The sequence below is a fragment of the Corynebacterium sp. genome (genome assembly GCF_022712195.1).
Taxonomy (GTDB): Bacteria; Actinomycetota; Actinomycetes; order Mycobacteriales; family Mycobacteriaceae; genus Corynebacterium.
In genome coordinates this window covers 1-25,546 of sequence record NZ_JALAGY010000081.1, presented here as the reverse complement: position 1 = coordinate 25,546, position 25,546 = coordinate 1, and the positions used below count along the sequence as shown (strand labels likewise).

Below are 25,546 nucleotides of genomic sequence, written 5' to 3'. Positions count from 1 at the left end.
CTGATGATCACTGATTAGATGGAGTCCATGAACCCGACAGTGCTGCAGTCAGTCACCAGCCCGCGCCGGACGTGGCGCGGGCTGGGCGCGGGTGCGAAGCTGGCGGTGTACACCCGGTTGTCGGTGCAGTCGGCGGTCCTCGCCTTCGGTGTCCTCGCCGTCCTGCTCCCGGTGCTCGCCGCCCGGAGGGGCGGGGTGCTCGGCACCGTGCAGCAGGCGGTGGTCGCCGGTTGTGCCCTGGTGCTGGTCGTCGCCGGTCTGGTGATCGTCGAGTGGCGTCCGGAGTTCAACACCCGGCCTCGGCGGCGGTCGGAAGGGCTGGTGGCGGCGACGGCCGCTGTCAGCGCGGTCGTCTGGTCCGCGGGCATGGTCATGTACGCGACGGGTGACGGGGCGACGGCGCTGACCGGCATGAGCCTGGCGTTCACCACGGTGATGCTCACCCCGTTGACGGTGCTGGCGTGGCTGCCCTGGCGCTGGACGGTCACTGTGCTGTTCTCGCTGGCGACGTCGGTGCTCATGTGGCGGGAGGTGAACTGGCTGCCGCTGTTCTTCGGCACCTTCCTGTTGTGCACCTCGACCCTGTCGGCCTGGACGGTGGGGATCGCCAAGGAGCTGGACCGTGCCCGGCTCACGGAGTCGGCGCTGCAGGTCAGTGAGGAGCGGCTGCGTTTCTCGCAGGAGTTGCACGACACCCTCGGGCAGCGGCTGGCGGCGATGTCGGTGAAGGCGGAGCTCGCCCGCGCCCTGGCCAGGCGTGGCGACGGCCGGTTGGACGGGGAGCTCGCCGAGCTGCAGGAGCTGGCCCGGACGTCGGTCACCGAGATGCATGAGGTGGTGGACGGCTACCGGGCGGTGAACCTGTCCACGGAGGTGGAGGGTGCCCGGCAGCTGCTGGACAGTGCCGGGATTCACCTGGAGGTCGACGGGGACCCGACGGAGTTGTCGGCGTCGATGCGTGAGCTTGCCGCCTGGCTGGTCCGGGAGGGGACGACGAACGTGGTGCGCCACTCCGCCGCCACGCGCGTGCGTCTGGTGTTCACCGGCGGTAACGGTGGCTCCGAGTCCGTCAGGATGAGCAACGACGGCGTGACGCGCGGGATTGAACGGTTGTCGGGCCTGGCGGGGATCCGGCGCCGTGCGGAGCCGCTCGGGGCGACCCTCGTCGCCGAGCGTGACGGTAGTCTCTTCCACGTCACCCTCACCCTGAAGGAGTAGGTCATGAGCGACAGTGCCGCCATACGGGTCGTCGTGGTGGACGACGAGTCCCTGGTCGCCAGTTCCCTGTCGACGCTGCTGTCGCTGGAGGACGACCTGGACGTGGTCGCGACCCTCGGTTCCGGGGAGGAGCTGATCGACTGGTGCAGCCGACGTGCTGCGGTGGACGTGGTGGTCATGGACCTTCAGATGGGCGGGATGGACGGCATCGAGACCGCGGAGTCGCTGCCGGACGGGGTGCGGGTGCTCATCGTCACCAGTCACGGGCGGCCACGGCAGCTCCGGCGCGCCCTGGCGGGCGGGGTGCTCGGGTTCGTCCCGAAGACCTCCTCGGCGGAGGAGTTCGCCACCGCGGTGCGCACGGTGCACGCCGGTCGCCGGTACCTGGACCCGGAGCTCGCGGCGGCGGCGATCGGGGCGGGGGAGTCGCCGTTGACCGAGCGGGAGTCCCAGGTCCTGGAGGTCGCCGGGCAGGGTGGTTCGGTCGAGCAGATCGCCGCCTCGGTGCATCTGGCGGCGGGGACGACGCGCAACTACCTGTCCTCGGCGATGGGCAAGACGGGGGCCTCGACGCGTTTCGAGGCCTGGCGTATCGCCCGTGAGCGGGGCTGGTTGTGACACCGGTTCGGACACCTTTCCGGACACCTGTTCGGACCTGTGACCGGGGTGGACGACCCTGCGCGGCACGGGGACGCTTTCCCTCGTAAACTGGCCTGCATGACGCCGAGCCACACTGACCTTCCGTCCGGAACCCCCGCCGAACCGTTCATCTCCGCCCGGGAACTCTTCGAGGCCAGTACCCGTGGCGAGCCCGTGACAGTCCTCGACTCGGACTGGGAATGGGGCGAGAACGCCGCATGGAACCTCTACGTGACCCGGCACATCCCGGGCTCCTTCTTCTGCGACCCGGGCACCATGCTCTCCGGGTCGCCGTCCGCGGAGGCGGGTCGTAACCCGCTGCCGAACCGGCACGTCCTGCAGCGGTACGTGGACGACTGGGGCATCCGTCCGGGGCAGCCGGTGCGTATCTACGACCGTGGCGGACTGCTCTACGCCGCCCGCGCATGGTGGGTCCTGCGGTGGGCCGGGGTCACCGACGTGCGGATCCTGGACGGCGGGACGCCCGCCTGGCTCGCCGCCGGGGGCGACATCGCGGCGGGGATCGGTTGCCTGCGCGGGCGCGGGACGTTCGAGATCCTCGCCGGTGGTGCGCCGACCATGCCCACCGCCACCCTGGACGAGGTCAGGGAGATCTCCGCGTCGGCGGCCGGCGGTGCGGCGGCGCCGCTGCTGGTGGACACCCGCCCGGCGGACCGTTTCGAGGGGCTGCGGGAACGTCTCGACCGGCGGGCCGGCCACATTCCCGGGGCCATCAGTGTCCCTGTCGGTGACCTGTTGGACGGGGGTCGTGTCCCGTCCCCGGAGGTCGTGCGTGAGCGGCTGGCCGCCCACGGCATCACCGGTGACGACGTCGCCGCGGAGGCCGTGGTCTACTCCGGTTCCGGGGTGAGCTCGGCGCTGTTCATCGCGCTGATGGAGCACGCCGGTCTGCCGGTGGCGCGGCACTACGTCGGCGGCTGGTCGCAGTGGGCGTCCGACCGTTCGCGGCCGGTGGCGCTGGGCTGACACTTTTATCGGCGAAATTACGCGGTAACGCCACGCCGGGACTTCCTGACGGTCTATCATTTTCCCAGCGCCACACATGCACCGCACGAGGATCGGAGGTCCCATGAAGGACGCACGGGACACAGTCAGGCCGGGTACGACGGACACCGCCGGGGAGCCCGGGGAGTCTGGGGAGTTCGGGGCGAGCCGGCGTCTGGGACCGCTCGACGTCGTCACGCCCATGCCGGGCACCGTGGCACCGCTGTCGGCGGTGCCGGACCCGCTGTTCGCGGCGGGGACCGTCGGCCCGGGCATGGCGGTCGTGCCGGACCCCGGCGTGGAGTACGTGACCGTGTGCGCCCCGGTGGAGGGGGTGGTCACCCGTCTGATGCCGCACCTGTTCCTCATCCTCACCGACGACGGTCTCCCGGTGCTGGTCCACATCGGCATCGACACCGCCCAGCTGGACGGGCAGGGCTACTCCCTGCACGTGGAGCAGGGGCACCGTGTCCGGGTCGGCGAACGCGTCACCACCTACGCGCCGCTGTCCATCGGCCGGCTCGGCTTCGACCCCATCGTGGCCGTGGTGATGATGCAGCAGGACGGCGGCGTGGAGGAGGGGCTCATGCCGGGGGAGCCCTCCGAGCCCGGGGACGTGTTGTTCCGGTTCTGACCCGGACAACGCCTATGCTGGTGCCATGCTCCGTCGATTCACCACTGTGGCGTGCGTCCTGCTGATGCTGCTGGGGGTCACCCGTCTCGGGGACCGGGTGGACCCGCAGTGGGGGGAGCTGATCTTCTACACCTACTTCGGCGTCCTGATCCTGCTGATGCTCAGTGCGATCGTGTTCACCGAGCGCGGCTACTTCGGCCCGGCCCGGCACCCGGTCAACCGCGTCTTCACCGGCCTGAGCTGGGTGGGTACCGTCGGCGCTGTCGTCCTGATGCTGGAGCTGGTGCTGGGCAGCGGGATGCTGCTGTGGGTCAACGTGATCGCCAGCGCCTGCATGTTCACCGGTATCGTCGGTGCCGCGGTCGTGGCACTGTCGGCCCGGCCGTGGCGGGACCTGTTCTACTCCCGGAGGCCCTGAGCCGGGGGCGTCACAGGCCGTGCTTCGCCGCGATGATCCCGCCCATCGTGTCGCGGGGGAGCAGGCGGGCCGCCGGGAAGGCGATGCCGGCACTCGACCCGGCGGCGTAGAGCGGACGGGGACGCCTGTCGGTGACCGCCCTGAGGATCTCGGTGGCGACCTCCCCGGCGGAGATCCCCTTCGCCTCGTTGTCATTGAGGTGGGTCAGCATCGTCCGGAACTCCTCGGCGTAGTGGCCGTGGTCGTCGACGTAGATGGTGCGCCGCTCCGACAGTCCGGTGTTGATCGCCCCGGGCTCCATCACGCTGACGCCGATGCCGAACCGGCTGACCTCGCGCCGGGCGGAGAAGGCGAAGGCCTTCACCGCGGCCTTGGACGCGCCGTAGCTGCCGCGGTAGGCCAGGGGGAAGCTGCCGAGCATGGAGCCGACGAAGACGATGCGCCCGCGCCGGGCGTCCCGCATCGGGGGGAGCAGCAGCTGGGTGAGCTCGACGTGGCCGATGACGTTCACCTGGAACAGCCGGACCAGGGCCTCCCGGGGGAGTTCCTCGAGAGGGCCGTTCTGGCTCTCGCCGGCGTTGTTGACCAGGACGGTGACCGGGCCGGCGTCGAGCTTCTCCAGTTCGGCGGGGACGGCGGCTATGGAGTCCGGGTCGCCGAGGTCCAGGGGTATGAGCTCCACACCGTCCGGGGTGTTGGCGCGGGCGGCCTCGGAGCCGGGGTCGCGTGAGGTGCCGATCACCCGGAACTGCCTCTTGAGCAGTTCCTCGGCAGTGGCCCGTCCGATACCGGAGGTGGCCCCGGTGACCAGGGCGGTGTCGCCCTGACGGGGGACGGGGAGCCGGGGGGTGCGGTAGCGGGAGAGGAAGGACGTTTTCTTCATGTAACCAGTGATACCCGTTTCGCCGTCGTCCCGTGGGCCGGAACCCGGAACTCGGATCCCTGACCCCGGCACCCGGAGCAGGGTCAGGTGGACGCTGGACGTGGGCGGGCTCGCCGCGGTGGCGATCGTCTCGGGCGCGCTCCACCGGGGACGTCCCCGCACGAACGACGACTTCACCGTCATCGAGGACGGGTTGTCCGGCGGAGTGCCCGCCGGGATGCTCAGCTACTGGCTCGCCGGGTGGGTCGCGGCGGTCCCGGCCGTGCTCGCCGTGGGAGTCGCGTGACCGGGTGTCGGCGCCGCCGATCGTGGGGCAGGTGTCGGGCTCGGCGATACGTCGTCGAGGGGGGAGTGGCCAGGGGTCCGCAATCTCGCGATGAGGGTGTGCCACGTCACGCCTACGGTTATACTGACCCCGATCGCCGCATCATCCACAACTGAATCCGCCGTTCGCAGCCACTGTGGGAGAGGCCAGGCCCAGCGCCGGCCGCCGTAGGAGCAACACCTCCCCGTCGACACTCTCAGGCACCAGCACCACTGTGGCGAGGCAGCTCTGGAAAGAGCCGGTCACCGTCGTCCGTGACCCGGCCGCCGAAGGAGAAAAAGCTCTCAGGCACCATCGACAGAGTGGGGAGGGAGTACACCCGTGTCCGCACGACAGCACACAGGAAGAGACCCCCTGACACATGGCAACGCCCCACGACGCATTCCCGAACCGTCATATCGGCCCTGACGCCGACGCCACCTCCGAGATCCTCGCGACCCTCGGTTACGGAAGTTCGCAGGAGCTCGCCGCCGCAGCCCTGCCGGCCAGCATCGCCCAGAAGGGCCCCATCGGCCTGGCCCCGGCGCTGGACGAGACGGAGGCGCTGGCCACCCTGCGTGGTTTCGCCGCGAAGAACACGGTCAAGAAGCAGCTCATCGGCGCCGGCTACTACGACACGGTCACCCCGGCGGTCATCCGCCGCAACGTGGTCGAGAACCCGGGCTGGTACACGGCCTACACCCCGTATCAGCCGGAGATCTCCCAGGGCCGTCTCGAGGCCCTGCTGAACTTCCAGACGATGGTCGAGGACCTCACCGGCCTGCCGATCGCCGGCGCCTCCCTGCTGGACGAGGCCACCGCTGTGGCCGAGGCCGTGCAGATGATGGCCCGCCTGAACACGAAGGCGGCGAAGAAGGGCGGCGTGGTCCTGCTGGACGCCGCGCTGCACGCCTCCAGCATCAACATCACCCGTGCCCGCGCCGCCGCGGTGGACATCCCCGTGGAGGTCGTGGACGTCACCGCCGAGGCGGTCGCCGCGCGTGAGGACGCCCTGATCGGCGTCGTCGTCTCGAACCCGGGCACCACCGGCGGGGTGCGCGACGACCTGGCGGAGGTCATCGCCGCGGTCCATGACAGGGACGGCCTGGCCACCGTGGCCTGCGACCTGCTGGCGCAGGTGCTGCTCACCTCGCCCGGTGAGCTGGGCGCGGACATCGCCGTCGGCTCGGCGCAGCGTTTCGGTGTGCCGCTGTTCTTCGGCGGCCCCCACGCGGCGTTCCTGGCCTGCCGGGAGAACATGCAGCGTAAGCTGCCGGGCCGCATCGTCGGTGTGTCGGTGGACGCCGAGGGCACCCCTGCCTACCGGCTGTCCCTGCAGACCCGTGAGCAGCACATCCGTCGTGACAAGGCGACCTCCAACATCTGCACCGCCCAGGCGCTGCTGGCGGTGGTCGCCAGCTTCTACGCCGTGTGGCACGGCCCGCAGGGTCTGCGTGAGATCGCCACGGCGGTGCACGGCCGGGCCACCGCCCTGGCCGTCGGCCTGTCCGGGGCGGGGCTGACGCTGGCGCACGACCGCTTCTTCGACACGGTCACCGTCGAGGTGCAGGACGCCGCGGCGACCGCCGCCGCGGCCTGTGAGCGGGGCTTCAACCTGCGGCACGTCGACGACACCCACGTCGGTGTCTCGGTCGGCGAGTCGACGACCGACGGCGACATCTCCGCACTGCTGCAGGTCATCGGCGACGTCGACGGCTCGGTGTCGACCGCGGAGTTCACCGCGCAGGACGGCCCCCTGGCCGACCTGCTGCGCACCGACGAGATCCTGACCCACCCGGTGTTCCACTCGGTGTCCTCGGAGACGCAGATGATGCGCTACATGCGTCGCCTGGCCGACCGCGACCTGGCCCTGGACCGCACCATGATCCCGCTGGGCTCCTGCACCATGAAGCTCAACGCCGCGGTGTCGATGGAGCCGATCACCTGGCCGGAGTTCGCCGGCATCCACCCGATGGTCCCGGCCGACCAGGCCACCGGCTGGTGGGAGCTCATCGACGACCTGGAGGACCGGCTGGCGAAGATCACCGGTTACGCGGCGGTCTCCGTCCAGCCCAACGCGGGTTCCCAGGGGGAGCTCGCCGGCCTGCTGGCGATCCGCCGCTACCACGTCGCCAACGGTGACGACCAGCGCACCCTCGTCCTGATCCCGGCGTCCGCCCACGGCACGAACGCCGCGTCCGCCGCCCTGGCGGGGCTGAAGGTCGTCGGCGTGAAGAACGCCGCGGACGGGTCGATCGACCTGGACGACCTGGACGCGAAGATCGCGAAGTACGCCGACGAGATCGCCGGCATCATGATCACCTACCCGTCCACCCACGGCGTCTTCGAGGAGCACGTCCGCGAGGTGTGCGCGAAGGTGCACGCCACCGGCGGGCAGGTGTACATCGACGGTGCGAACCTCAACGCCCTGGTCGGGCTCGCGCAGCCGGGTGAGTTCGGCGGCGACGTCAGCCACCTGAACCTGCACAAGACCTTCACCATCCCGCACGGCGGTGGCGGCCCGGGCGTCGGCCCGGTGTGCGTGGGCGAGCACCTTGTCCCGTTCCTGCCGTCCGACCCGTGGGCCGACGTCACCGCCGAGCCGGGTGTGCACGAGGGACGTCCGGTCTCCGCCGCGAACCAGGGCTCCGCCGGTGTGCTGCCGATCTCCTGGACCTACATCGCGATGATGGGCGACGAGGGGCTCACCGAGGCGTCCCGCATGGCGCTGGTGAACGCGAACTACATCTCCCGCCAGCTCGCCGACAGCTTCCCCACCCTCTACACCGGGGAGAACGGCCTGGTCGCCCACGAGTGCATCCTGGACCTGCGTGAGCTGACCAAGCAGTCCGGTGTCACCGCCGCGGACGTGACCAAGCGGCTCATGGACTTCGGTTTCCACGCGCCCACCCTGGCCTTCCCCGTCGCGGGCACCCTGATGGTGGAGCCGACGGAGTCCGAGGACAAGCACGAGCTCGACCGCTTCATCACCGCGCTGCGCACCATCCGCGCCGAGATCGACGAGGTCATCGCCGGGGACGTCGCCGTGGAGGACTCCGTCCTGCGCCACGCGCCGTTCACCGCCGAGTCCGTGGTCCGCGACGACTTCGAGGACGCCGTCTCCCACGGCCACTTCTCCCGCGAGAAGGCGGCCTTCCCGGTGCGCACCCTCCGCCGCGACAAGTACTTCCCCGCCGTGCGCCGCATCGACGACGCCTACGGCGACCGCAACCTGATGTGCTCCTGCCCGCCGCTGGAGGACTTCGACATCGAGAGTGAGAACTGATGACCAAGCACACCGCACTGCACCCGGTCCACGAGAAGCTCGGCGCGAAGTTCACCGACTTCGGCGGTTGGGACATGCCCCTGAAGTACGACCGGGAGCTCGAGGAGCACCGGGCGGTCCGTGAGACCGTGGGCGTCTTCGACCTCTCGCACATGGGCGAGGTCCGCGTCACGGGACCGGACGCCGCGGCATTCCTCGACCACGCGCTGGTCTCCCGCCTGTCCGCGGTGAAGGTCGGCAAGGCGAAGTACTCGATGATCTGCACCGAGGAGGGCGGCATCATCGACGACTTGATCACCTACGTCCTGGCGGAGGACGAGTACCTGGTGATCCCCAACGCCGGCAACGCCCCCGCCGTCGCTGAGGCGCTGCGCGAGCGGGCCGCCGGCTTCGACGTCACCCTGACCGACGAGACCGACGACATCTCGCTCATCGCCGTGCAGGGCCCGAAGGCCGCGGCGGTGATGCTGGAGATCGTCGACAGCGTCACCGACGCCCCTGAAGCCTCCGGCGCCGGCGACTCCGTGGAGACCGCGGTCGCCGGACTGGGCTACTACGCCGCCTTCCAGGGCACCGTCGCCGGCGTCCCGGCGATCATCGCCCGCACCGGCTACACCGGCGAGGACGGTTTCGAGATCTTCGTCGGAAACGGAACCGACGGGGCACAGGCGACCGCCGTGTGGGACGTCGCCCTGACCGCCGGCGAGCCCCACGGGGTGCGCCCCTGCGGGCTGGCCGCCCGCGACACGCTGCGCCTGGAGGCCGGCATGCCGCTCTACGGCAACGAGCTCAGCGTGGACCTCACCCCGGTGGACGCCGGGTTGGGGATCCTGGCAGCCACGAAGTCCAAGGACTCCTTCGTCGGGCGCGACGCCATCGTCCGCGCCAAGGAGGAGGGCACCCGGCAGACGCTGGTCGGCCTCGTCGGCGAGGGGCGTCGTGCCGCCCGCAGCGGCTACGAGATCCGGGACGCCGACGGCAACCGGCTCGGGGAGGTCACCTCCGGTGCCCTGTCGCCGACCCTGGGCTACCCGGTGGCGATGGGCTACGTGACGGCCGACGCCTCCGCCGAGGGCGGCGCCGCGGCCGTGGGGTCGACGGTGACCGTCGACATCCGTGGCAAGGCACATCCCTACACCGTCGTTGCGCTGCCGTTCTACTCGCGCGACAAGTAACATCCACCCTGACTGTCCCCACCCCTGACTGCACTTTCCCGAGGAGAGAATCATGACCGCACTGCCCACCGACCGCCTGTACTCCGAGGAGCACGAGTGGGTGAACTCCACCGACGTCTCCGAGGGCGACACCGTCCGCGTCGGCATCACCCACGTCGCCGCCGAGGCACTCGGCGAGATCGTCTTCGTCGAGCTGCCTGAGGTCGGCACCGAGATCGAGGCCGGCGAACCCTACGGCGAGGTCGAGTCCACCAAGTCCGTCTCCGACATCTACGCCCCGGTGTCCGGCGAGATCACCGCGGTGAACGAGGACCTGGAGGACAACGCCGGGGTGATCAACGACGACCCCTACGGTGCCGGCTGGCTCTACGAGGTCGCCGTGTCCGCCACCCCCGCCGACGGTGACCTGCTCGACCACGAGGCCTACGCCGCCGCCAACCAGTAGGTTCCGGGAGCGGGGCTCCCCGGCCGGTGGTCGCGCCGTCCGACGGTGTCTGCCGGGGCCGCCTCGTTTATGCTTGGCATGATGACTGTCGCTGTTGTCGCACTGGTGCTCGGGCTCGCGCTGCTGGTTCTCGCCGCGGGCCTGTTCTGGCGTGCGTCGGATCAGCCGCAGGGCCGGGGGGCGCGGCAGACACAGCGGACACAGGCGGCGGAACAGGGTCAGGTGGCACAGGACGTCCCCGGCGGGGACTCCGCGGCCACCATCACCCCTGCCCAGGAACCGGCCACAGGACAGGCCACAGGACAAGCTCCGGAAGAGGCCCCGGACCAGTCTCAGGAACCCGCGTCCGAACCTGCTCCCGCTTCGGACCGGTCCCCGGACCCGGCGGGGGAGGACGTCCCGCCGGAGCAGGGCGCCCCCGCCGGGCGGGACACCGTGGAGGAGCCGGCCGGGGAGCCGATCCCGGAGTCCAGGAACACCGACGCCGCGTCGTCGGAGACGGCTCCCACCTCGGCGACCGCGGCGACCGCGGCATCTTCGGCGACGTCGCCTGCGTCCGGGCTGTTCGCCGGGCGTCGTGCCCGCCGGCAGTGGGCGCAGTCCCACGGCTACGAGTACGCCCGGGAGGACCGCTACCTGCCGGGGGAGTGGCCGGACAGCCTCATGTCCCTGATCAGGGACGACGCCACCGCAGGCTCCGCCACCACCGTCGCCCGTGACCTGGTCTCCGGGTTCACCGGAGGCCACCAGTTCCACCTCGCCGAGGTCAACGGGACCACCGTGGTGGCGCTGCGCCGCGAGGTCTACTCCCCGGTGCAGGTGCACCTGTCGGACGGGGCGGCGATGCCCGCGGGGATGCGGCACTCCGAACTGTGCGACCGGCCGCCGTACACCGGCTACTCCTCGGACAACAGGGCGTTGGACAGGATGCTCGACAGCCGGGTCGACGCGGCCCTGCACGCCCTGGCCGGCAGCGTGTCGGACATCGCGTTCAGCACGACGTGGGTGGCGATGAAGATGTCCCGCCGTACCGACCCGCCCATCTGGGACCACGTGATCGTGCAGGGGCGTGCCCTGGTGGCGGCGTCCCGTGTGCTTCCTCCACGGGTGACCTCCCAGGAACTGGACATGACCAACGCCGACCCGACGCGTCCCCGCGTCCGCGGCACGGTGGAGGCCGCCGTCGTCGACGGTGACGCCGCCGACAGCACCGACGGAGGTGACGGCGCCGACGGGGCACCGACGCAGCGGGGCCACCTGCGCGCCGTGCCGGACGCAGGGGCGGCGCCTGCTACGCCTGCTGCGACTGCTGCGTCCGGGGCATCCGACGTTTCTGACGAGACCGGCGATCCTGAGGGGACCACCGGCGTGGACGCCCCCGCACCGGAGGACTCACGCCCGCGAATGGAGCGTTCAGCCACACCTGTCGACTTCCCCACCCGCGCCGAGGCCCGGACGATGGGCGACGTCTCGGGCTTCCCCGGGTACCCCGGGGACGGGGACGACGGAGAGGACGGCGAGGCCCGGGCCGCCGACCCGATCCCGGCGGTCGGGGAGGACCCGGAGCACAGCCGCACGATCTCCGGCGGCGGGCCCCGGGTGATCCGGGCGTCCGAACAGCGGTCCACCATCTTCGGGGACGATCCCGAGACTTCCGGGACCTCTGACGGGTCCGACGTCCCCGGTTCCCCCCGCACCACCTCCGCCGAGGTGGACATCATCGGCCGGGTCCCGGGGCAGGCGTCCCGCGGCCGGCACCGCGCGCCGTCGGCACGCCACGCACGTCGTGCGGGGGAGGCGGGGGAGGACACCGACTACCCGGAGGTCGACGCCGAGGTCGTTGATCCCGAGGACACCTGAACCCCGTAAGATCCACACCAGTAACCGCCACAGCCGCACGAGATGTAAGGACGCCTCCATGAGCACGCCCACCGTCAACGCCGACAAACTGCAGCGACTCGCCGAGCTGGTCACCGAGCTGGCCGTCGTCCACGGACGGGTCACCCTGTCCTCCGGCAAAGAGGCCGACTACTACGTGGACCTGCGCCGGGCCACCCTGCACCGCGAGTCGTCGAAGCTGATCGGTGAGCTGCTGCGCGAACTCACCGCCGACTGGGACTACGTCGCCGTCGGCGGGCTGACCCTCGGCGCGGACCCGGTGGCCACCTCGGTGATGCACGCCGGTGACGGCGTGGACGCCTTCGTGGTGCGCAAGGAGACCAAGAAGCACGGCATGCAGCGGCGGATCGAGGGGCCGGACATCGAGGGCCGGCGCGTCCTCGTCGTCGAGGACACCACCACCACCGGAAACTCCCCGCTGACCGCCGTCGCCGCCGTGCGTGAGGCCGGGGCGACGGTCGTGGGCGTGGCCACCGTGGTCGACCGGGCCACCGGCGCGAAGGACGTCATCGAGGCCGAGGGTGTGGAGTACCGCAGCCTGCTCGGCCTGGAAGACCTGGGACTGGCCTGATGCGTCTGTGGCGTGCGGTGTACCTCGCCGCTGGTGCGGTGTCGGTGGCGGCGGCAGCGGCGGGACGCCGTGGCGACGGGGTGACCCGGGTGGTCAAACCGGCGCTGATGCCCCTGCTCGGCGCCCACGCCTGCGCGCGTGCCTCCCGGGCCCCCGGGGCCTCTCACGGTGACCGCCTGCCCGTGGTGCTCGCCGGGCTCGCCGGTGGCCTGCTGGGCGACGTGATCCTCATGGGGAAGGACGGGCGCAGCGACGACCCGTCGGTGCGGGCCCGCAACCTCAACCTCGGGTCCGCCGCGTTCAGCGTCAACCAGCTGGCCTACATCAGTGAGCTGTGGCGGCGGGGCCACCGTCCGCGACGGTCGACGGTGGTGCTGCGCGCCCCGGTGCTGGCGTCCGGGGTGGTCACCGCTGCGACGGGTGCACCGGCCGCACTGCCCGCCGCCGCCGGCTACGGCACGGCACTGGCGGCGACCTCGGTACTGGCCGCGGACCCGGAGGCACATACGGGCGGTTCGTCGGCGGACCTGTCCGGGATCGGTCTGGGCGGCAACCTGTTCGTCCTGTCGGACGGGCTGATCCTGGCCCGCCTGGCGTTCCTGCGCGGCGAGTCCCCGCTGGTGCAGCGGCTCGACGGGGTGGTGGACGGCATGGTGATGGCCACCTACGTGGCGGCGCAGCTGCTCATCGTCGAAGGCCTGACCGGACGGAAAAAGTGAGCGGGGAGACCCCCGGCCAGTCTTCGGGCCAGTCTTCGGGCCGTGGCCCCACGGAGTGGTTCGGGCACCCGGTGGGCGTCGGCCCGTGGAGCGAGGAGCACCCGGGCGTCCCGGTGCCGGAGGACGAGCGTCTCGACCCGGAGCTGCTGGCGGACGGCGACCGGCGCAACGTCGTCGACGGATACCGCTACTGGCGGCTGGAGGCGATCGTCGCCGACATCGACACCCGACGGCACACGCTGCACATCGCGATCGAGAACTTCGAGAACGACTCCAACATCGGCACCGTGGTGCGCACGGCGAACGCGTTCGCCGTGGACACGGTGCACATCGTGGGGCGCAGGCGGTGGAACCGGCGCGGTGCGATGGTCACCGACCGCTACCAGCACCTGATGCACCACACCGACACCGAATCGGTGACGGCGTTCGCGCGGGAGCATGACCTGACCGTGGTGGCGGTGGACAACACGCCCGGGTCGGTGCCGTTGGAGACCGCGCAGTTGCCGCAACGGTGTCTGCTGCTGTTCGGGCAGGAGGGCCCCGGGGTGACGCAGCAGGCGCAGGACGCCGCGGCGTTGACGGTGTCGATCGCGCAGTTCGGGTCGACGAGGTCGATCAACGCCGGCGTCGCCGCCGGTATCGCCATGCACACCTGGGTCCGCCAGCACGCGGACCTGGGGAACGCGTGGTGACGTGGTCCTCCGGCGCGTGACTGCGGTGTTAGCATCGCGGACATGAACTACTGGCAGTACCTCACCACAGGCGTGAAGTCGGACGATGTGGTGTACCGGAAGTCGCTGTACAGCACGACGCTCATCGACGGCGCCCTCGGTGTGGTGTTGGCCGCAGTGGTCTACCTGGCCACGGGCGGGAACCTCATCGCGACCGGTGCAGCGTACCTGGTGGGCTTCTTCGCGCTGAACTACGTCTTCTTCCGTCGTTACCGGAGCAAGCGGCTCCAGCGCGACGCCAGCGAGGAGAAGGACGAGTTCTCGTTGCTGTGAGCCGCAGGGTACATTTCTCTGGACGTTACATTTCAGAGAATTAAGGATGTTCGGCTCCCATGATCCGCCGTTTCGCCAGGCCCCTGTCCCTCGCCGTGCTGCCGTTGGCGGTGTCCGGTGCCCTCGTCTCCTGCAGCTCCGACGACTCCGACGCGTCCGCGGACGACGCATCCTCGCAGGGCGCCCTCCAGAACCCGCCGGCGTCCGACGCCCCGGGCGACCTCATCCTCGACGATGCCAGTACGCCGGAGGGGTACACCTTCGAGCGCACCGGTTCGGACAGCGACGAGGACCTCAGCGACCTCTTCGGTGACGAGGCAGGGGACAGCGGCGACGTCGTCACCCCGCCCCAGTGCGCGTCCCTGGCGGTCGACGCCAGCATGGTCTTCACCTGGATGATGGAACCCTCGGACAAGACCGCGGTCGTGTCGTACACCCACGGTGACGACGACGAGTCCGGGGCCTTCGTGCGCGTGACCACCGGGACGCCGGAGGGCGGCATGCCGGACGTCGCCGGATGCGCGGAGTTCTCCAGCGAGTCCGACAGCGAGTTCGGCGCGATGTCGAAGTCGTTCCAGGTTGCCCCGGTGGATGTCAGCGTCGACGGCGCCGACGAACTGACCGCCGCCGACGTGACGGTGACCGGTCTGCTCCTCGACGGCGAAGACATCGGTGACGAGGCGGTGGGCCAGACGGCCCGCTACATCGTCGGCACCGTCGGTGACCGTACGTTCAACCTGCTCGCCGTCGGGCAGGTCGGGGACGACGTCGTGCAGCAGCTGGCCGAAGACCAGGTCGCGCGGATGAGCCACGCCGGCGCGTAGTCCCCCGTCCGCACGACGACAGGAGCCCATGTAGAGCTCCGATTCGGAAAGAAGAAGAGCCAGCCCCCGCGTCCGGAGCGGGGCTGACGGCGGTCAGCGACCGGCCGACCCGGCTGTGGCTGCAGTCCGCGGCACTGGGGCTGGACCAGCTTGACCTGACGGGTGTGGACCTGCGCATTGAGGTCTCAGGCGCGCCGGAGTCCTCGTTGACCCATGATGCGTTGACCCCGCAGCGCCGCGCCGAGGCCCTCGCGTCACGGTCCGGTCGGTTGTCACCGGTGGATGACGGACCGGCAGTTGGCGATGACGGTGTCGCAGACGGGTGAGATTGTCGCGGACTGCATGACAGGACTCGCAGGCGAGATCACCGGCTGACGGGCCGACGCTCGAGGGGCGGAGAGGACTACACTCGGCCCGGTCAATCACCCCGTCCCGGAGGACACACGTGAAGCTCCCGAAGCCTTTCTCCCGTCGCCGCAATGCCGGCACGCCCGCGCCGTACATGGAGCCCGCGGAGGTCAGCGACGACGAACTGTCCCCCGAATCCCGCGAAGCGCTCAAGGGCATCGCCGACCTCGACGAGCCGGACGGGAAGCTCGCCCGCCGGTTCTTCAAGGCAGTGGACAAGGCGTCTGAGGTGCAGACCCCGGCCATCGAGAAATACGTCAGCTACATCCGGCGCAGGCACAGCAGGAAGTCCGTCGCACGGCAGCAGAAGGTCATCGACCGTCACTTCCGGACCCTGGCGACCGGCACCGGTGCCGGGACGGGAGCACTGGCGTTCTTCCCCGGTATCGGGACGCTGCTGAGCATGGGTGCGGCCGGCGGTGAGGCGCTCGGCGTCGTCGAGGTTTTCGCGCTCTACACGCTGTCCAGTGCGCGTCTGCGCGGCGTCGACATCAGCCACCGGGAGGCGCGCCGACGGCTGATCCTTTTCAGCATCGCCGGTGCCGCCGGGAACGACGCGGTCTCGGCGGCGTCGGGTGCGAAGGGCGTCCGGGGACTCCGGAAACTCGGAAGCGCCAGCGATGCGGAGAAGAGGAACATCAACTCCCGCCTGGGGCGCATCGCCTTCCGCCAGCTGCGTCGGCGCATGGCGGGGGCGGCGTTCGCGAAGATGCTGCCCCTGGGCATCGGCGCGGTGCTGGGCGCGCGGGCGAACCGGAGGCTGGCGCACATGATGATCCGCCACACCCATGCGGTGCTCAGCGAGACGGGAAAGCGCGGCTGACTCTGCCCTTGACCGCGACGCAGCGTCATAGTTGAGACTGAGGGCTATGGCTCAGCAACGTCGATGGACGAGGACAGCGCATCGGGCGCACGCGGGGATCACGGCTGTGGTCTTCGTCGCCGTGTTGGTGCTCAACCTGACCAGAACAATTGACGGGTACACGGCGCTGCGAGTGTTCCTCGCCGTCGAGATGCCACTGCTCGTGGTGTTTGTGGTGCTGACCCTGCTCCGACTCCGCCGTGTCGCACGCACTCCTGCCGACGACGACCACAGCATCCTCGACCGCGTACTCACGGAGGAGCCACTGCTCCGTCCCGCCGTGTCGGAACTCCGCTACTACCACAGTCTCGTTCTGGCGGTGGCAGGGAAACGACGGGTACCGGCAGGTGCGATGCCTTTCGGCTATACCAAGGGGACGATGGGCATTCCGATCGCGATCGGTACCGCGAGCCTTGTGGAGTTGATCGTCGTCCACATCCTTGTCCCGTGGCCGTGGCTGCGGATCGTCCTGCTGATCCTCAGTATCTGGGGCGTTCTCTTTGTCGCAGGGTTCTTCGCCTCCCAGGTGGTGCATCCGCATATCGTGACGGCCGAGAACCTTCATCTGCGGTGGGGACACACGACGGTGCTCACCACGTCGCTCGCCAACGTATCCTCGGTGGCACGCCACACGAACCACTCCGACACCCAGCCCCATGCCGACGGTGACCGATTGACTCTTACACAGTTCCAGAGCACGAACGTGGCGCTACGTTTCGCAGACCCGGTACCGACGGATGCGCCAGTGCCGAAGAAAGATCGTCCACTCGATGCCCACGTCACCGAAGTACAGCTCTATGTGGATAACCCTGATGCATTTCTTCAGGCGGTCGCACCGGTGACGGACGGAGCGACGGCGTGAATGACCCGGTGCTTCGGAGTCGGGAGGTTGCCGACATCGCTGGGACGACACCCCGGGCTCTACGGCACTATCACTCGATCGGACTGCTGCCGGATGTCCCGCGCGACCCGAACGGCTACCGGCGCTACAGTGCCCGCGATCTTGTGCGTGTCCTGCGGATTCGCCAGCTTGCTGCAAGCGGCATGCCGCTGCGCAGGATCCGAGAGATGCTCGACCAGGACGTCCGGAGCCAGGATGAACTCCTGGATGACCTCGACTGCGAACTCGCAGCACAGGCCGCGCGCATCGGTGAGCAACGGAGGATGCTCGCAGACGTACGTCGGCTTTCTGTCCGGAACGTCTGGCCGGTGTCGGAAGACCGTGCCACAACCACCGCAAAGTTCGATCAGGATGTGTGGACGCTGGTGACGGCGACCGGCGCATTCGACGGTGACAGCGCGGCCGCCGTCCTCGAGGTGTTGGGTGGCGGGGACACCGCGGCACAGGTCGTCGCGCTTGCGACCGAGTTTGAGCAGCTGGCAGAGCGGAGTCACATTGACGATGCGGAGGCCGAACGTCTAGCTGAGCAGATGGTGGCCGCCGGTGAGAGCGTCCTTACGGAAGCAGGCATCGAACCCGCAGACGAGGAACAACCGGTTGCGGCGCTGATCCAGAACATGCATATTGATGTGCTCAGTCCCGTCCAGCAGAAGGTGTGGAAAATGTTCCTGGCCCGTGTGCGCGGCTGACGGCCACGTCGTCCTGATGTCGGGGCGGGAAGGGTTACAGTTCTGGGTGGCCGGCCACGACCGTGGCCGAGATCTCTCCGGAAGGACACCCCTCAATGCGTCGGTTCACCCGTGTAGCCGCCACCTGCCTGCTCCTGTCCGCGACCGTCGGTTCCGCCACAGCCGCGGCGCAGACGGCCGCGCCCACCACCACGAAAGTGGTGACCTACGGCGACTCCTACACAGCCAACCCGAGCCAGCTCGTCGGCATGGCGAACCAGTACGAGGAGCTGAAGCCGTTCCTCACCGACTACCCGAGGACGGGCCAGCTGGAGTCGGGCAAGGAGTGCCTCCAGGCGCCGGACAACTGGCCGCGTCTCTTGCAGGGCAGGGGAGTGGACGTCCGCGACTGGTCCTGCACCGCGCAGACGTCGCGCACGATGCTGGACCGGATCGACGCCAGCATCGCCGCCGGGGACCTGACCGCCGACACCGACTCGGTGATCTTCCCCGTGGGCCTGAACAACTTCGGCCCCTGGGGTCAGAAGGACGGCGTCGACGTCACGGACTTCGACGCCGTCCAGGACGCCTACCGGGCGGACATGCGCGAGGCGGCCCGTCGCGTCCGGGCCGTCGCCCCGGACGCGTCACTGGTGGTCAGCGGGATGCCGCAGATCGGCCACGGCGACAGGTACTGCGTCGTCAACGTGGTGCCTGACCGTCCCGCAGGGCTTTCCGTGCCGTACCTGGCGAAGGCTGAGACGGCCGTGCAGATGATGCAGCGGCAGTCCGCCGCGGAGATCGGGGCGAGGTTCGTGGACCTGAAGACCGCCAGCCGGGGCCACGAATCCTGTGCCCCGGACGCTGAGCGGTACATCGCCGGGCTCATCGACACGACCACCCCGGACTACAAGATGATCATCCACCCCTCGCAGGCCGGACAGCGGTTCATCGCCGCGGAGTTGGGTGCGGCGGTGTAGATGCCCGTCCGTCCGGTCGGACGACCGCGACCCCGGGGTGACGGTCGTCAGTCGACGACTGAGCGCACGATATCGGCGATGCGTTGCTCGGCGGCCTCGTCGACGGTCTCGAAGTACCATGCGGCGGGCATCAGCGTCCCGTCCTCACCACCTGAGGGGCGGAGGGTGACCTTCTCGGTGAGGGCGAGGTTGAGGCGCTCGTCATTGCGGAGCGTCACCAGTGCCGGGGTGCTCGCAGAGGCGGCGTAGGCCGGCATCCCGTACCAGATCCGGGGCTTCAGGACGGGCGCCGCCGTCATGATGATGTCGTGCACCTGCCGCATCACGGAGCGGCGGGGTTCGTCCATTGCGGAGATCTTCTCGAGAACGCGGGAGAGGTTCTTCTCGTCCTTCGGTGACATGGCTGTCCTTTCCTCGGCCGACGGCGGGCGTCGGCGGCGTGAAGTCGGCGCCCGTGGGCGCCGCACCCCATCCGGACATGTCCTGAGCTGGTCAGGCCTCTCCGCAATGATTCACGTGGTCTTCACGTGGAAGTGCGTGCGGTGGGTTGAATCACCGAGGTCAGAATACAGGGTCGGTGGCGCCCGGCGGAAGGGATTCCTCGCGCTGATCGGAGACATGCTCCCGTCGCTTACTCCCGGCTGGTCACCGAAGCCCGGGGCATTGTCGGTCTCCGTACTCAGAAACCGACAATGCCCCGGGCTCCGGAAGCGTGTGGAAGCTCCGGGCTACCAGACCTTCTCGACCCAGGCGGAGTAGTTGAATCCGCCGGGAACGAACACCTGGCCGAGGGAGTACATATCCGGTGTGCCGGGGACTCCCCTGAAGTGCTTGCCCGGCTGAGTGTTGCAGTCACCCTGGGTCCGGCCGCCGAAGACCGGGCCCACCCGGGCGTCGTGGTCGACGACGCAGTTCACGGTGTTTCCGTGCCGGACCAGCGTGACCGTGTTGGCGCCCGCGGCCGGGGCGGCGAGACCGGCGACGAGTCCGGCACCGGCGGCGGCGACGGCGGCGCGGGTGGCCCAGCGGCGCAGACCGGAGGTGGTGGCGGTCAGGGACGAGTCGGTACGGGGCATGAGGCACTCTCCTGTGGCGGTGCGGTATGTAGGAACAGCGGGGACAGAGCGGCAGTTCCTGAGAACGTCATACTCAGGACCTGTCGATGTAGCGATCATTACATAAGCGCTTAAGGTCCTCAAGGTTTCCCGGAAACCTGTACGGGCAGGGGTAGTGCGCCCGCGTACCCACACCGCGTACTCCAACCCCCAACCCCTGAACCCCGCGGCTCAGTCGTGCTTGTCCCGCGGCTCCAGTTCGTGCATCCGCTCGGCGGCCCGGCGCAGCCGTTCCTTCCGGGTCTCCTGCTCGGTCTCCTTGATCTCCTCGAAGAGTTCCTCGTCCTCGTCCGAGTACTTCAGCAGCATCCGCGGAACGGACAGCGTCACCACCAGTGACGGCCACACGATCCACGCGTGACTCACGTTGAACACGAACTGCAGCGCCAGGAAGGTCACCAGCGTCACGCCGAGGACCGCCCCGTCGATGGTCTGCACCAGGTTCCCGCGTCGGCGCAGGTTCTCCAGTTCGGCGGCCTCCGGGTCGCGGGGAGACACCTCCGCGGCGGGACGGTCGAACGCCGTCCGGTCCTGCCCCGGTACAGCGACCGCCGAACCCTGCGCGTCGAAGGGGAGCCCTCCGGGCAGGTCGGTGAACAGGGGGCGCAGGTCGCCGACAGTCGTCGCCTCCGCCACGGCCCCGGAGCGTTCGTTGAACTCGCCGTCGTCGAGCCGGCCGTCGGCGAAGTGGGTGCCCAGCACGCCCATCGCGTGGATCCGGTCGTTGTCACTGAGACGGAGGTTGTCCGCTCCTTCGGCGCTGCTCATGTGGTCAGGCTACCAATACGTGCGGAAACCGGTGTTGCGCATGCACAATGTGAACCATGCAGGAACGTTGGGATCACCGCGCCGATCTTGCCGAGCAGGCAATCACCGAACGCCACGGCGGGCGGCTCTGGGGTGTGCCCCGCACGAACCTCGCCGTCGTCGCCTGGCCGCCGACCACCCGTGACAAGCTCTTCTACCACTGGCACTACTGGTGGCAGGCCCATTACATCGACTGTCAGGTGGACGCCGCCCTGCGCCGCAGCACCCGGTTGCGCCTCAGCTTCATCCGCCGGACGATCCGTGGCATGCGGATCCGCAACTTCGGGCGGCTCACCCGCAACAACTACTACGACGACAAGGCCTGGCTGGCGCTGGCCATGGAGCGCGTCGAGGGGCTCGACCGCTACGGCCGGGTCCGTTACCGCCACGCCCTGGAAGCCGACATCTTCAACGGGGTCGACAACCTCACCGGTGTGATGCCGTGGCGCACGGGCGAGACGTTCTACAACGTGCCGACCAACGGTCCCGTCGCGATCCTCGCCGCCCGCACGGGGCGGACCGGGTTGGCCGAGCAGCTCATCGACTGGGTCCACGCGAACCTGATCAACACCGACGGTCTGGTGATGGACGGGATCAAGATGAAACTGTCCGGCCCGGAGACTGTCCCGGAGATCCACGCCTACTGTCAGGGGGTGATGATCGGCGCAAACCTGGAGCTCGCCCGGGCCCAGCGTCGGGAGGCCGGTATCGACATGGACGCCGTCGACCCGGTCGGCACCCAGGCGCTCACCCGTGTGCACCGGCTGGTCGAGGCCGTGTCCCAGCACATGACCAACCCGAACTGGTCGCTGGACTGGAAGGCACGCGGCGGGGACAACGGCCTGTTCAAGGGGATCCTCGCCCGCTACCTCGCTCTCGTCGCGACCTCCCTGCCGGGGGACGACCGCGCCAGTGCGGCGACCCGTCGTCTCGCCCGGCGGATCGTCCTGCGTTCGGCGGAGTCGGTGTGGCGTTACCGGCTGGAGATCGACGGGCTGCCCGTCTTCCCCGCATCCTGGGGTGGGGACGCGGTGCTGCCGCAGTCCGGCGGGCTGATGGGCGCGGCCCTGTCCGGCTCCGCCGCGGCGGCGGAAATCCCTGAACGTGACCTGTCCGTGCAGTTGTCGGGGTGGATGCTCATGGAGGCGGCGGCCGCCGTCACCCGCGACAGTGAGTGACGGCCGACTGACAGATCCGTCGGCGCACGGCATACTTGAACTGAGAACGCGGAACCCACCCGTCGACCCCACACGGAGGAGCACCCATGCCCATCGCAACACCCGCCGTCTACCGCGACATGCTGGACAAGGCCAAGGAGGGCGGTTACGCCTACCCGGCCATCAACTGCACCTCGTCGGAGACGATCAACGCCGCCCTCAAGGGCTTCGCGGACGCAGAGTCCGACGGCATCATCCAGTTCTCCACCGGTGGTGCGGAGTTCGGTTCCGGTCTCGGTGTGAAGAACATGGTCGCCGGCGCCGAAGCGCTGGCCCACTTCGCGCACCAGGCCGCCAAGCACTACGGCATCAACGTCGCGCTGCACACCGACCACTGCCAGAAGGAGAAGCTCGACACCTACGTCCGTCCCCTGGTCGAGATCTCCCGTAAGCGCGTCGAGGCCGGCGAGAACCCGCTGTTCCAGTCCCACATGTGGGACGGGTCCGCCATCCCGATCGACGAGAACCTCGAGATCGCCAAGGACCTGCTGCCCCGCTGCGCCGAGGCGAACATCATCCTCGAGATCGAGATCGGTGTCGTCGGTGGTGAGGAGGACGGTGTCGAGGCCAAGGCCGGCGACAACCTGTACACCACCGCCGAGGACTTCGAGAAGACCGTCGACGCCATCGGCGCCGGCGACCAGGGGCAGCGCTACCTGCTCGCCGCTACGTTCGGCAACGTCCACGGCGTGTACAAGCCCGGCAACGTGAAGCTGCGCCCCGAGGTCCTGGACATGGGCCAGAAGACCGCGGCGAAGAAGCTGGGCCTCTCCGCGGACGCGCAGCCCTTCGACTTCGTCTTCCACGGCGGCTCCGGCTCTGAGAAGGAGAAGATCGAGGAGGCGCTGCGGTACGGCGTGATCAAGATGAACGTCGACACCGACACCCAGTACGCCTTCACCCGCCCCGTCGCCGGCCACATGCTCAGCAACTACGACGGTGTGCTGAAGATCGACGGTGAGGTCGGCAACAAGAAGGTCTACGACCCGCGTTCCTACCTGAAGAAGGCGGAGGCCGCGATGAGCGAGCGTGTCGTCGAGGCCTGCAACGACCTGCACTCCGTCGGCACCACGGTGTCGAAGTAGGGGCGGCGGTCCAATGGCGGAACAGATCCGTAAGGGGCGTGACCTTTTCGGCGCGGAGCACCCGGAGGTGCGCCTGCCCGTGGAGCTGGCGACCGCGGTGACGGGGTCGGAGTCCCTCGAGGAGCTCGAGACCCTGGCCGTGGCGAACCCGAAGGACTCGGGGGTGTGGGCCGCGCTGGCCGGCTACCACCTGTCCCAGGGCAGCGCACAGGGCACGGGGACCGAGAAGGTCACCGCCTACGCCTGCGCGCGTACCGGGTACCACCGCGGGTTGGACGCCCTGCGTTCCAACGGCTGGCGCGGCACCGGCCCGGTGCCCTGGTCCCATGAACCGAATCGCGGCGTGCTGCGTGCGGTCATGATGCTCGCTACCGCGGCCCGCGCCATCGGCGAGGAGGACGAGTACATCCGTTGCCTCAACCTCGTCAACGACTGCGACCCGAGCGCTGCCGACGCCATGTCCTCCGGGGCCGGCTCGGAGTCGTAAGCCACGGTGCGACGACTGCTGCGTCCCGTTCCGGCGGTCGCCCTCGTGCTCTTCCTGGCGTGGGCGTCCACCCCGTTGTGGCGTATCACCGGTGCTCTCCCTGACCGCCTCGCCCGGCTTGTTCCCGCCGCGCAGGCGGTCTTCGCCGTTGGTGTGCTCGGGGCGCTTATCTGTCTGGTGGTTGTGTGCTGGCAGGCGTGGCAACGGCGCTCGGCGTGGCCGGCGGTACTGGCGGTGTTGCTCACCGCGGCTGTCGTCCTACCTGTCGGAATCGTCACGACGCAGGCTGGCGCACCGAACCACGGGGCATCGGCAGAGCGAGGTGGGTCAGCGGAGACGCTGCGGGTGATGGCGCTCAACACCTATTTCAACGGCGCGGATGATGCGTCGATTGTCGGGGAGACCCGCCGTCTCGACCCTGATGTTCTCGTCCTGTCGGAGACCTCGCCCGCGGAGGTTGCCGCGGTCGAGAGGGGAACAGGGTTGACGTCCACGTCTGCCGTCGACGACAGTGGCGGGGCCTCCGGGACGGCCGTCCTGGTTCGGCCGGGTACTCCGGTGTCCGATGCGGCCACGGACCACGGGTTCACCGGCCACCAGACTCCGTCAGCCCGGTTATCCGAACCCGCTCCGGTCGATGTCTACGGCGTGCATACTCTTCCGCCGGCGTTCAGCGACCTGATCACCGGATGGGAGGAGGACCTCGGGACGCTCAAAGACTCGTTCGGCAGCAGTGTTGTCGGGGACGTCCCCCTGGTGCTGGCGGGGGACTTCAATGCCACCGTTGCCCACCCGGAGTTCCGGGAGTTCCTTGACCATACGGGGCTGACCAGGTGTGAGGGGAGTAGTGGGGTGCAGCGCGTGACCGGTATGCCGACGTGGCCTGACCGGTTCCCGCTGGTCCGGATCGACCATGTTCTCGTCCGGGACGGTACCTGTGAGGACGGCGGCACGGTGCGGGTTGAGGGGACGGATCACCGTGGGGTGTGGGCAGATATCGCGGTCTGATCCGGTTGGATCCGGTTGGATGCGGTCAGAGCCGGGGACTCAGAAGCCTGGCAACCCAGGAGTCCCTCGCCTCCAGCGCGGAACGGCTCACCGCCGTGTCCGGCACCATCATCGCTGAGCCGTGGAACGCCCCGGCCCACACATGCAGTTCAGCCTGGATGCCCGCGGCCCAGAGCGCGGACGCGTAGGCGACGTTCTCGTCACGGAAGACCTCCGCAGACCCGCAGTCGATGAACGTCGGAGGAAGCCCGGCAAGCCCGTCCGTGGTGTCGACGGCCCGACCCGGTGCGGAGTAGACGGGCACGTCCTCCGTTCCGCGACGGTCGCCCAGCAGGCACGTCCAACCGAAGAGGTTGTCACCACGGTCCCAGACGCCGGTCCCGTCGATCTGGCGGGAGGACGTGGTGGTGTTCCGGTCGTCGAGCATCGGGCTCATGAGGATCTGGCCCAGCAGTTCCGGACCGTTTCTGTCACGGGCGAGCAGTGCCGTGCCCGCCGCCAGGCCACCGCCGGCGCTAGTTCCACCGATGAGGATGCGGGTGGGATCCACATTCAGCGTCGCGGCATGCCCGTGCATCCACACCAGGCCGGCGTAGCAGTCCTCGACCGGAGTCGGCGCCGGGTGTTCCGGTGCCAGGCGGTAGTCCGGCGTGAGCAGGACGGCGTCGTGGTCGATGACCCACTGGATCATGAATTCCACGGCGTCCAACCGGCGGCCGCTGACCATACCGCCGCCGTGGAGGAAGTAGATGCCGGGGCCCGCGGGGCGCGTGCTGCGGTCCGAGCGGCCTATCACGGTGGCAGGAAGGTCGGCCCCACGGTGACCGGACACCGTCACATCCCGGGTGGTCAGACCGCGACTGTGGATGAGCTCCAGGGTCTGCGCGGTGCGGTCGCGCGTCCGTAGTCCGGGGAGGTCCTCGACCAGGAGCTCCGGTGGAGTCACGGACCGGATCGCCTCGAGGGTGGGGATGAGCTCGGGGT

28 protein-coding genes and 1 riboswitch are annotated in these 25,546 nt (G+C 69.4%); of the genes, 23 read left to right on the top strand and 5 right to left on the bottom strand.

Annotation, left to right across the window (positions count from 1 at the left end; all coding sequences use genetic code 11):
- Positions 1-27 precede the first annotated feature (27 nt).
- The 5 genes from Q0A34_RS10630 to Q0A34_RS10610 all read left to right on the top strand — a co-directional run bounded on the left by Q0A34_RS10630 (position 28) and on the right by Q0A34_RS10610 (position 3,914).
- On the top strand, positions 28-1,218 hold the full coding sequence (locus tag Q0A34_RS10630; RefSeq protein ID WP_291479972.1) for a histidine kinase: 1,191 nt from the start codon (positions 28-30) through the stop codon (positions 1,216-1,218).
- 3 nt (positions 1,219-1,221) lie between these two features.
- Positions 1,222-1,836: a response regulator transcription factor gene (locus Q0A34_RS10625; RefSeq protein WP_291479971.1), complete on the top strand. Its 615-nt coding sequence runs from the start codon at positions 1,222-1,224 to the stop codon at positions 1,834-1,836.
- 99 nt (positions 1,837-1,935) lie between these two features.
- The gene (locus Q0A34_RS10620; protein WP_291479970.1) at positions 1,936-2,844 is read left to right on the top strand and encodes a rhodanese-like domain-containing protein; all 909 of its coding nucleotides are present in this window, start codon (positions 1,936-1,938) and stop codon (positions 2,842-2,844) included.
- 103 nt (positions 2,845-2,947) lie between these two features.
- Positions 2,948-3,496 carry a PTS glucose transporter subunit IIA gene (locus tag Q0A34_RS10615; RefSeq protein ID WP_291479969.1) on the top strand — a complete coding sequence of 183 codons (549 nt, stop codon included), beginning with the start codon at positions 2,948-2,950 and terminating at the stop codon, positions 3,494-3,496.
- 25 nt (positions 3,497-3,521) lie between these two features.
- Positions 3,522-3,914: a hypothetical protein gene (locus Q0A34_RS10610; protein WP_291479968.1), complete on the top strand. Its 393-nt coding sequence runs from the start codon at positions 3,522-3,524 to the stop codon at positions 3,912-3,914.
- Between the two features lie 10 nt (positions 3,915-3,924).
- On the opposite strand, the gene Q0A34_RS10605 is transcribed toward Q0A34_RS10610, so the two are convergent.
- Positions 3,925-4,797, bottom strand: coding sequence for an SDR family oxidoreductase (locus Q0A34_RS10605; RefSeq protein WP_291479967.1), 873 nt, complete (start codon positions 4,795-4,797; stop codon positions 3,925-3,927).
- Between the two features lie 100 nt (positions 4,798-4,897).
- Between Q0A34_RS10605 and Q0A34_RS10600 the strand changes: the two genes are divergently transcribed.
- The 14 genes from Q0A34_RS10600 to Q0A34_RS10535 all read left to right on the top strand — a co-directional run bounded on the left by Q0A34_RS10600 (position 4,898) and on the right by Q0A34_RS10535 (position 18,843).
- Positions 4,898-5,083, top strand: a complete 186-nt coding sequence (locus tag Q0A34_RS10600) for a hypothetical protein (protein ID WP_291479966.1) — start codon at positions 4,898-4,900, stop codon at positions 5,081-5,083.
- 257 nt (positions 5,084-5,340) lie between these two features.
- Positions 5,341-5,433, top strand: a riboswitch (glycine riboswitch).
- 50 nt (positions 5,434-5,483) lie between these two features.
- The gene (gene gcvP, locus Q0A34_RS10595) at positions 5,484-8,387 is read left to right on the top strand and encodes an aminomethyl-transferring glycine dehydrogenase (RefSeq protein WP_291479965.1); all 2,904 of its coding nucleotides are present in this window, start codon (positions 5,484-5,486) and stop codon (positions 8,385-8,387) included.
- Entirely contained in the window at positions 8,387-9,562 is a 1,176-nt protein-coding gene (gene gcvT, locus Q0A34_RS10590) for a glycine cleavage system aminomethyltransferase GcvT (RefSeq protein WP_291479964.1), read from the top strand. Before gcvP ends, gcvT begins: the two co-directional genes overlap by 1 nt.
- A gap of 52 nt (positions 9,563-9,614) precedes the next feature.
- Positions 9,615-10,007, top strand: a complete 393-nt coding sequence (gcvH, locus tag Q0A34_RS10585) for a glycine cleavage system protein GcvH (protein WP_291479963.1) — start codon at positions 9,615-9,617, stop codon at positions 10,005-10,007.
- 81 nt (positions 10,008-10,088) lie between these two features.
- Entirely contained in the window at positions 10,089-11,867 is a 1,779-nt protein-coding gene (locus tag Q0A34_RS10580) for a hypothetical protein (protein ID WP_291479962.1), read from the top strand.
- A 58-nt stretch (positions 11,868-11,925) separates the two neighbouring features.
- Positions 11,926-12,477 (top strand): orotate phosphoribosyltransferase, encoded by a 552-nt coding sequence (gene pyrE, locus Q0A34_RS10575; RefSeq protein ID WP_291479961.1) that lies wholly within the window; start codon positions 11,926-11,928, stop codon positions 12,475-12,477.
- Positions 12,477-13,196, top strand: coding sequence for a lysoplasmalogenase family protein (locus tag Q0A34_RS10570; protein ID WP_291479960.1), 720 nt, complete (start codon positions 12,477-12,479; stop codon positions 13,194-13,196). Before pyrE ends, Q0A34_RS10570 begins: the two co-directional genes overlap by 1 nt.
- A complete protein-coding gene (locus tag Q0A34_RS10565) occupies positions 13,193-13,888 on the top strand; it encodes a TrmH family RNA methyltransferase (protein ID WP_291479959.1) in 696 nt (231 codons plus the stop codon). The genes Q0A34_RS10570 and Q0A34_RS10565 overlap by 4 nt, the downstream gene beginning before the upstream one ends.
- 42 nt (positions 13,889-13,930) lie before the next feature.
- Positions 13,931-14,200 carry a hypothetical protein gene (locus Q0A34_RS10560; RefSeq protein ID WP_291479958.1) on the top strand — a complete coding sequence of 90 codons (270 nt, stop codon included), beginning with the start codon at positions 13,931-13,933 and terminating at the stop codon, positions 14,198-14,200.
- A 59-nt stretch (positions 14,201-14,259) separates the two neighbouring features.
- A complete protein-coding gene (locus Q0A34_RS10555; RefSeq protein WP_291479957.1) occupies positions 14,260-15,024 on the top strand; it encodes a hypothetical protein in 765 nt (254 codons plus the stop codon).
- Positions 15,025-15,469: 445 nt separating this feature from the next.
- Complete coding sequence (locus tag Q0A34_RS10550) at positions 15,470-16,255, top strand: hypothetical protein (protein ID WP_291479956.1); 786 nt, start codon at positions 15,470-15,472, stop codon at positions 16,253-16,255.
- A gap of 46 nt (positions 16,256-16,301) precedes the next feature.
- Entirely contained in the window at positions 16,302-17,156 is an 855-nt protein-coding gene (locus Q0A34_RS10545; protein WP_291479955.1) for a hypothetical protein, read from the top strand.
- Positions 17,153-17,884, top strand: coding sequence for a MerR family transcriptional regulator (locus Q0A34_RS10540; RefSeq protein ID WP_291479954.1), 732 nt, complete (start codon positions 17,153-17,155; stop codon positions 17,882-17,884). Before Q0A34_RS10545 ends, Q0A34_RS10540 begins: the two co-directional genes overlap by 4 nt.
- Before the next feature lie 95 nt (positions 17,885-17,979).
- Positions 17,980-18,843: a GDSL-type esterase/lipase family protein gene (locus Q0A34_RS10535; RefSeq protein ID WP_291479953.1), complete on the top strand. Its 864-nt coding sequence runs from the start codon at positions 17,980-17,982 to the stop codon at positions 18,841-18,843.
- Between the two features lie 47 nt (positions 18,844-18,890).
- Here Q0A34_RS10535 and Q0A34_RS10530 read toward each other — a convergent pair whose 3' ends face one another.
- The 3 genes from Q0A34_RS10530 to Q0A34_RS10520 all read right to left on the bottom strand — a co-directional run bounded on the left by Q0A34_RS10530 (position 18,891) and on the right by Q0A34_RS10520 (position 20,726).
- Positions 18,891-19,244 carry a DUF1801 domain-containing protein gene (locus Q0A34_RS10530; RefSeq protein WP_291479952.1) on the bottom strand — a complete coding sequence of 118 codons (354 nt, stop codon included), beginning with the start codon at positions 19,242-19,244 and terminating at the stop codon, positions 18,891-18,893.
- Positions 19,245-19,571: 327 nt separating this feature from the next.
- Positions 19,572-19,919 (bottom strand): hypothetical protein, encoded by a 348-nt coding sequence (locus Q0A34_RS10525; RefSeq protein ID WP_291479951.1) that lies wholly within the window; start codon positions 19,917-19,919, stop codon positions 19,572-19,574.
- A gap of 210 nt (positions 19,920-20,129) precedes the next feature.
- Positions 20,130-20,726 (bottom strand): DUF1707 domain-containing protein, encoded by a 597-nt coding sequence (locus Q0A34_RS10520; RefSeq protein ID WP_291479950.1) that lies wholly within the window; start codon positions 20,724-20,726, stop codon positions 20,130-20,132.
- A gap of 56 nt (positions 20,727-20,782) precedes the next feature.
- Between Q0A34_RS10520 and Q0A34_RS10515 the strand changes: the two genes are divergently transcribed.
- From Q0A34_RS10515 to Q0A34_RS10500, 4 genes are all read left to right on the top strand, one after another.
- Entirely contained in the window at positions 20,783-21,943 is a 1,161-nt protein-coding gene (locus Q0A34_RS10515; RefSeq protein WP_291479949.1) for a glycoside hydrolase family 76 protein, read from the top strand.
- Positions 21,944-22,029: 86 nt separating this feature from the next.
- Positions 22,030-23,067: a class II fructose-bisphosphate aldolase gene (fbaA, locus tag Q0A34_RS10510; RefSeq protein ID WP_291479948.1), complete on the top strand. Its 1,038-nt coding sequence runs from the start codon at positions 22,030-22,032 to the stop codon at positions 23,065-23,067.
- Between the two features lie 13 nt (positions 23,068-23,080).
- Positions 23,081-23,554, top strand: coding sequence for a DUF3151 domain-containing protein (locus Q0A34_RS10505; RefSeq protein ID WP_291479947.1), 474 nt, complete (start codon positions 23,081-23,083; stop codon positions 23,552-23,554).
- A gap of 6 nt (positions 23,555-23,560) precedes the next feature.
- Positions 23,561-24,562 carry an endonuclease/exonuclease/phosphatase family protein gene (locus Q0A34_RS10500; RefSeq protein WP_291479946.1) on the top strand — a complete coding sequence of 334 codons (1,002 nt, stop codon included), beginning with the start codon at positions 23,561-23,563 and terminating at the stop codon, positions 24,560-24,562.
- Between the two features lie 25 nt (positions 24,563-24,587).
- On the opposite strand, the gene Q0A34_RS10495 is transcribed toward Q0A34_RS10500, so the two are convergent.
- Positions 24,588-25,546, bottom strand: a 959-nt coding sequence (locus Q0A34_RS10495) for an alpha/beta hydrolase (protein WP_291479945.1), incomplete at its 5' end; no start/stop codon positions are given.

Coding starts and splice junctions, on each gene's coding strand:
- Q0A34_RS10620 (WP_291479970.1), top strand. CDS start 1,936: ATGACGCCGAGCCACACTGACCTTCCGTCCGGAACCCCCGCCGAACCG.
- gcvH (WP_291479963.1), top strand. CDS start 9,615: ATGACCGCACTGCCCACCGACCGCCTGTACTCCGAGGAGCACGAGTGG.
- gcvT (WP_291479964.1), top strand. CDS start 8,387: ATGACCAAGCACACCGCACTGCACCCGGTCCACGAGAAGCTCGGCGCG.
- Q0A34_RS10520 (WP_291479950.1), bottom strand. CDS start 20,726: ATGAGCAGCGCCGAAGGAGCGGACAACCTCCGTCTCAGTGACAACGAC.
- Q0A34_RS10570 (WP_291479960.1), top strand. CDS start 12,477: ATGCGTCTGTGGCGTGCGGTGTACCTCGCCGCTGGTGCGGTGTCGGTG.
- Q0A34_RS10560 (WP_291479958.1), top strand. CDS start 13,931: ATGAACTACTGGCAGTACCTCACCACAGGCGTGAAGTCGGACGATGTG.
- pyrE (WP_291479961.1), top strand. CDS start 11,926: ATGAGCACGCCCACCGTCAACGCCGACAAACTGCAGCGACTCGCCGAG.
- Q0A34_RS10610 (WP_291479968.1), top strand. CDS start 3,522: ATGCTCCGTCGATTCACCACTGTGGCGTGCGTCCTGCTGATGCTGCTG.
- Q0A34_RS10625 (WP_291479971.1), top strand. CDS start 1,222: ATGAGCGACAGTGCCGCCATACGGGTCGTCGTGGTGGACGACGAGTCC.
- Q0A34_RS10630 (WP_291479972.1), top strand. CDS start 28: ATGAACCCGACAGTGCTGCAGTCAGTCACCAGCCCGCGCCGGACGTGG.
- Q0A34_RS10525 (WP_291479951.1), bottom strand. CDS start 19,919: ATGCCCCGTACCGACTCGTCCCTGACCGCCACCACCTCCGGTCTGCGC.
- Q0A34_RS10555 (WP_291479957.1), top strand. CDS start 14,260: ATGATCCGCCGTTTCGCCAGGCCCCTGTCCCTCGCCGTGCTGCCGTTG.
- Q0A34_RS10530 (WP_291479952.1), bottom strand. CDS start 19,244: ATGTCACCGAAGGACGAGAAGAACCTCTCCCGCGTTCTCGAGAAGATC.
- gcvP (WP_291479965.1), top strand. CDS start 5,484: ATGGCAACGCCCCACGACGCATTCCCGAACCGTCATATCGGCCCTGAC.
- Q0A34_RS10615 (WP_291479969.1), top strand. CDS start 2,948: ATGAAGGACGCACGGGACACAGTCAGGCCGGGTACGACGGACACCGCC.
- Q0A34_RS10580 (WP_291479962.1), top strand. CDS start 10,089: ATGACTGTCGCTGTTGTCGCACTGGTGCTCGGGCTCGCGCTGCTGGTT.
- Q0A34_RS10605 (WP_291479967.1), bottom strand. CDS start 4,797: ATGAAGAAAACGTCCTTCCTCTCCCGCTACCGCACCCCCCGGCTCCCC.
- Q0A34_RS10505 (WP_291479947.1), top strand. CDS start 23,081: ATGGCGGAACAGATCCGTAAGGGGCGTGACCTTTTCGGCGCGGAGCAC.
- fbaA (WP_291479948.1), top strand. CDS start 22,030: ATGCCCATCGCAACACCCGCCGTCTACCGCGACATGCTGGACAAGGCC.
- Q0A34_RS10515 (WP_291479949.1), top strand. CDS start 20,783: ATGCAGGAACGTTGGGATCACCGCGCCGATCTTGCCGAGCAGGCAATC.
- Q0A34_RS10545 (WP_291479955.1), top strand. CDS start 16,302: ATGGCTCAGCAACGTCGATGGACGAGGACAGCGCATCGGGCGCACGCG.
- Q0A34_RS10535 (WP_291479953.1), top strand. CDS start 17,980: ATGCGTCGGTTCACCCGTGTAGCCGCCACCTGCCTGCTCCTGTCCGCG.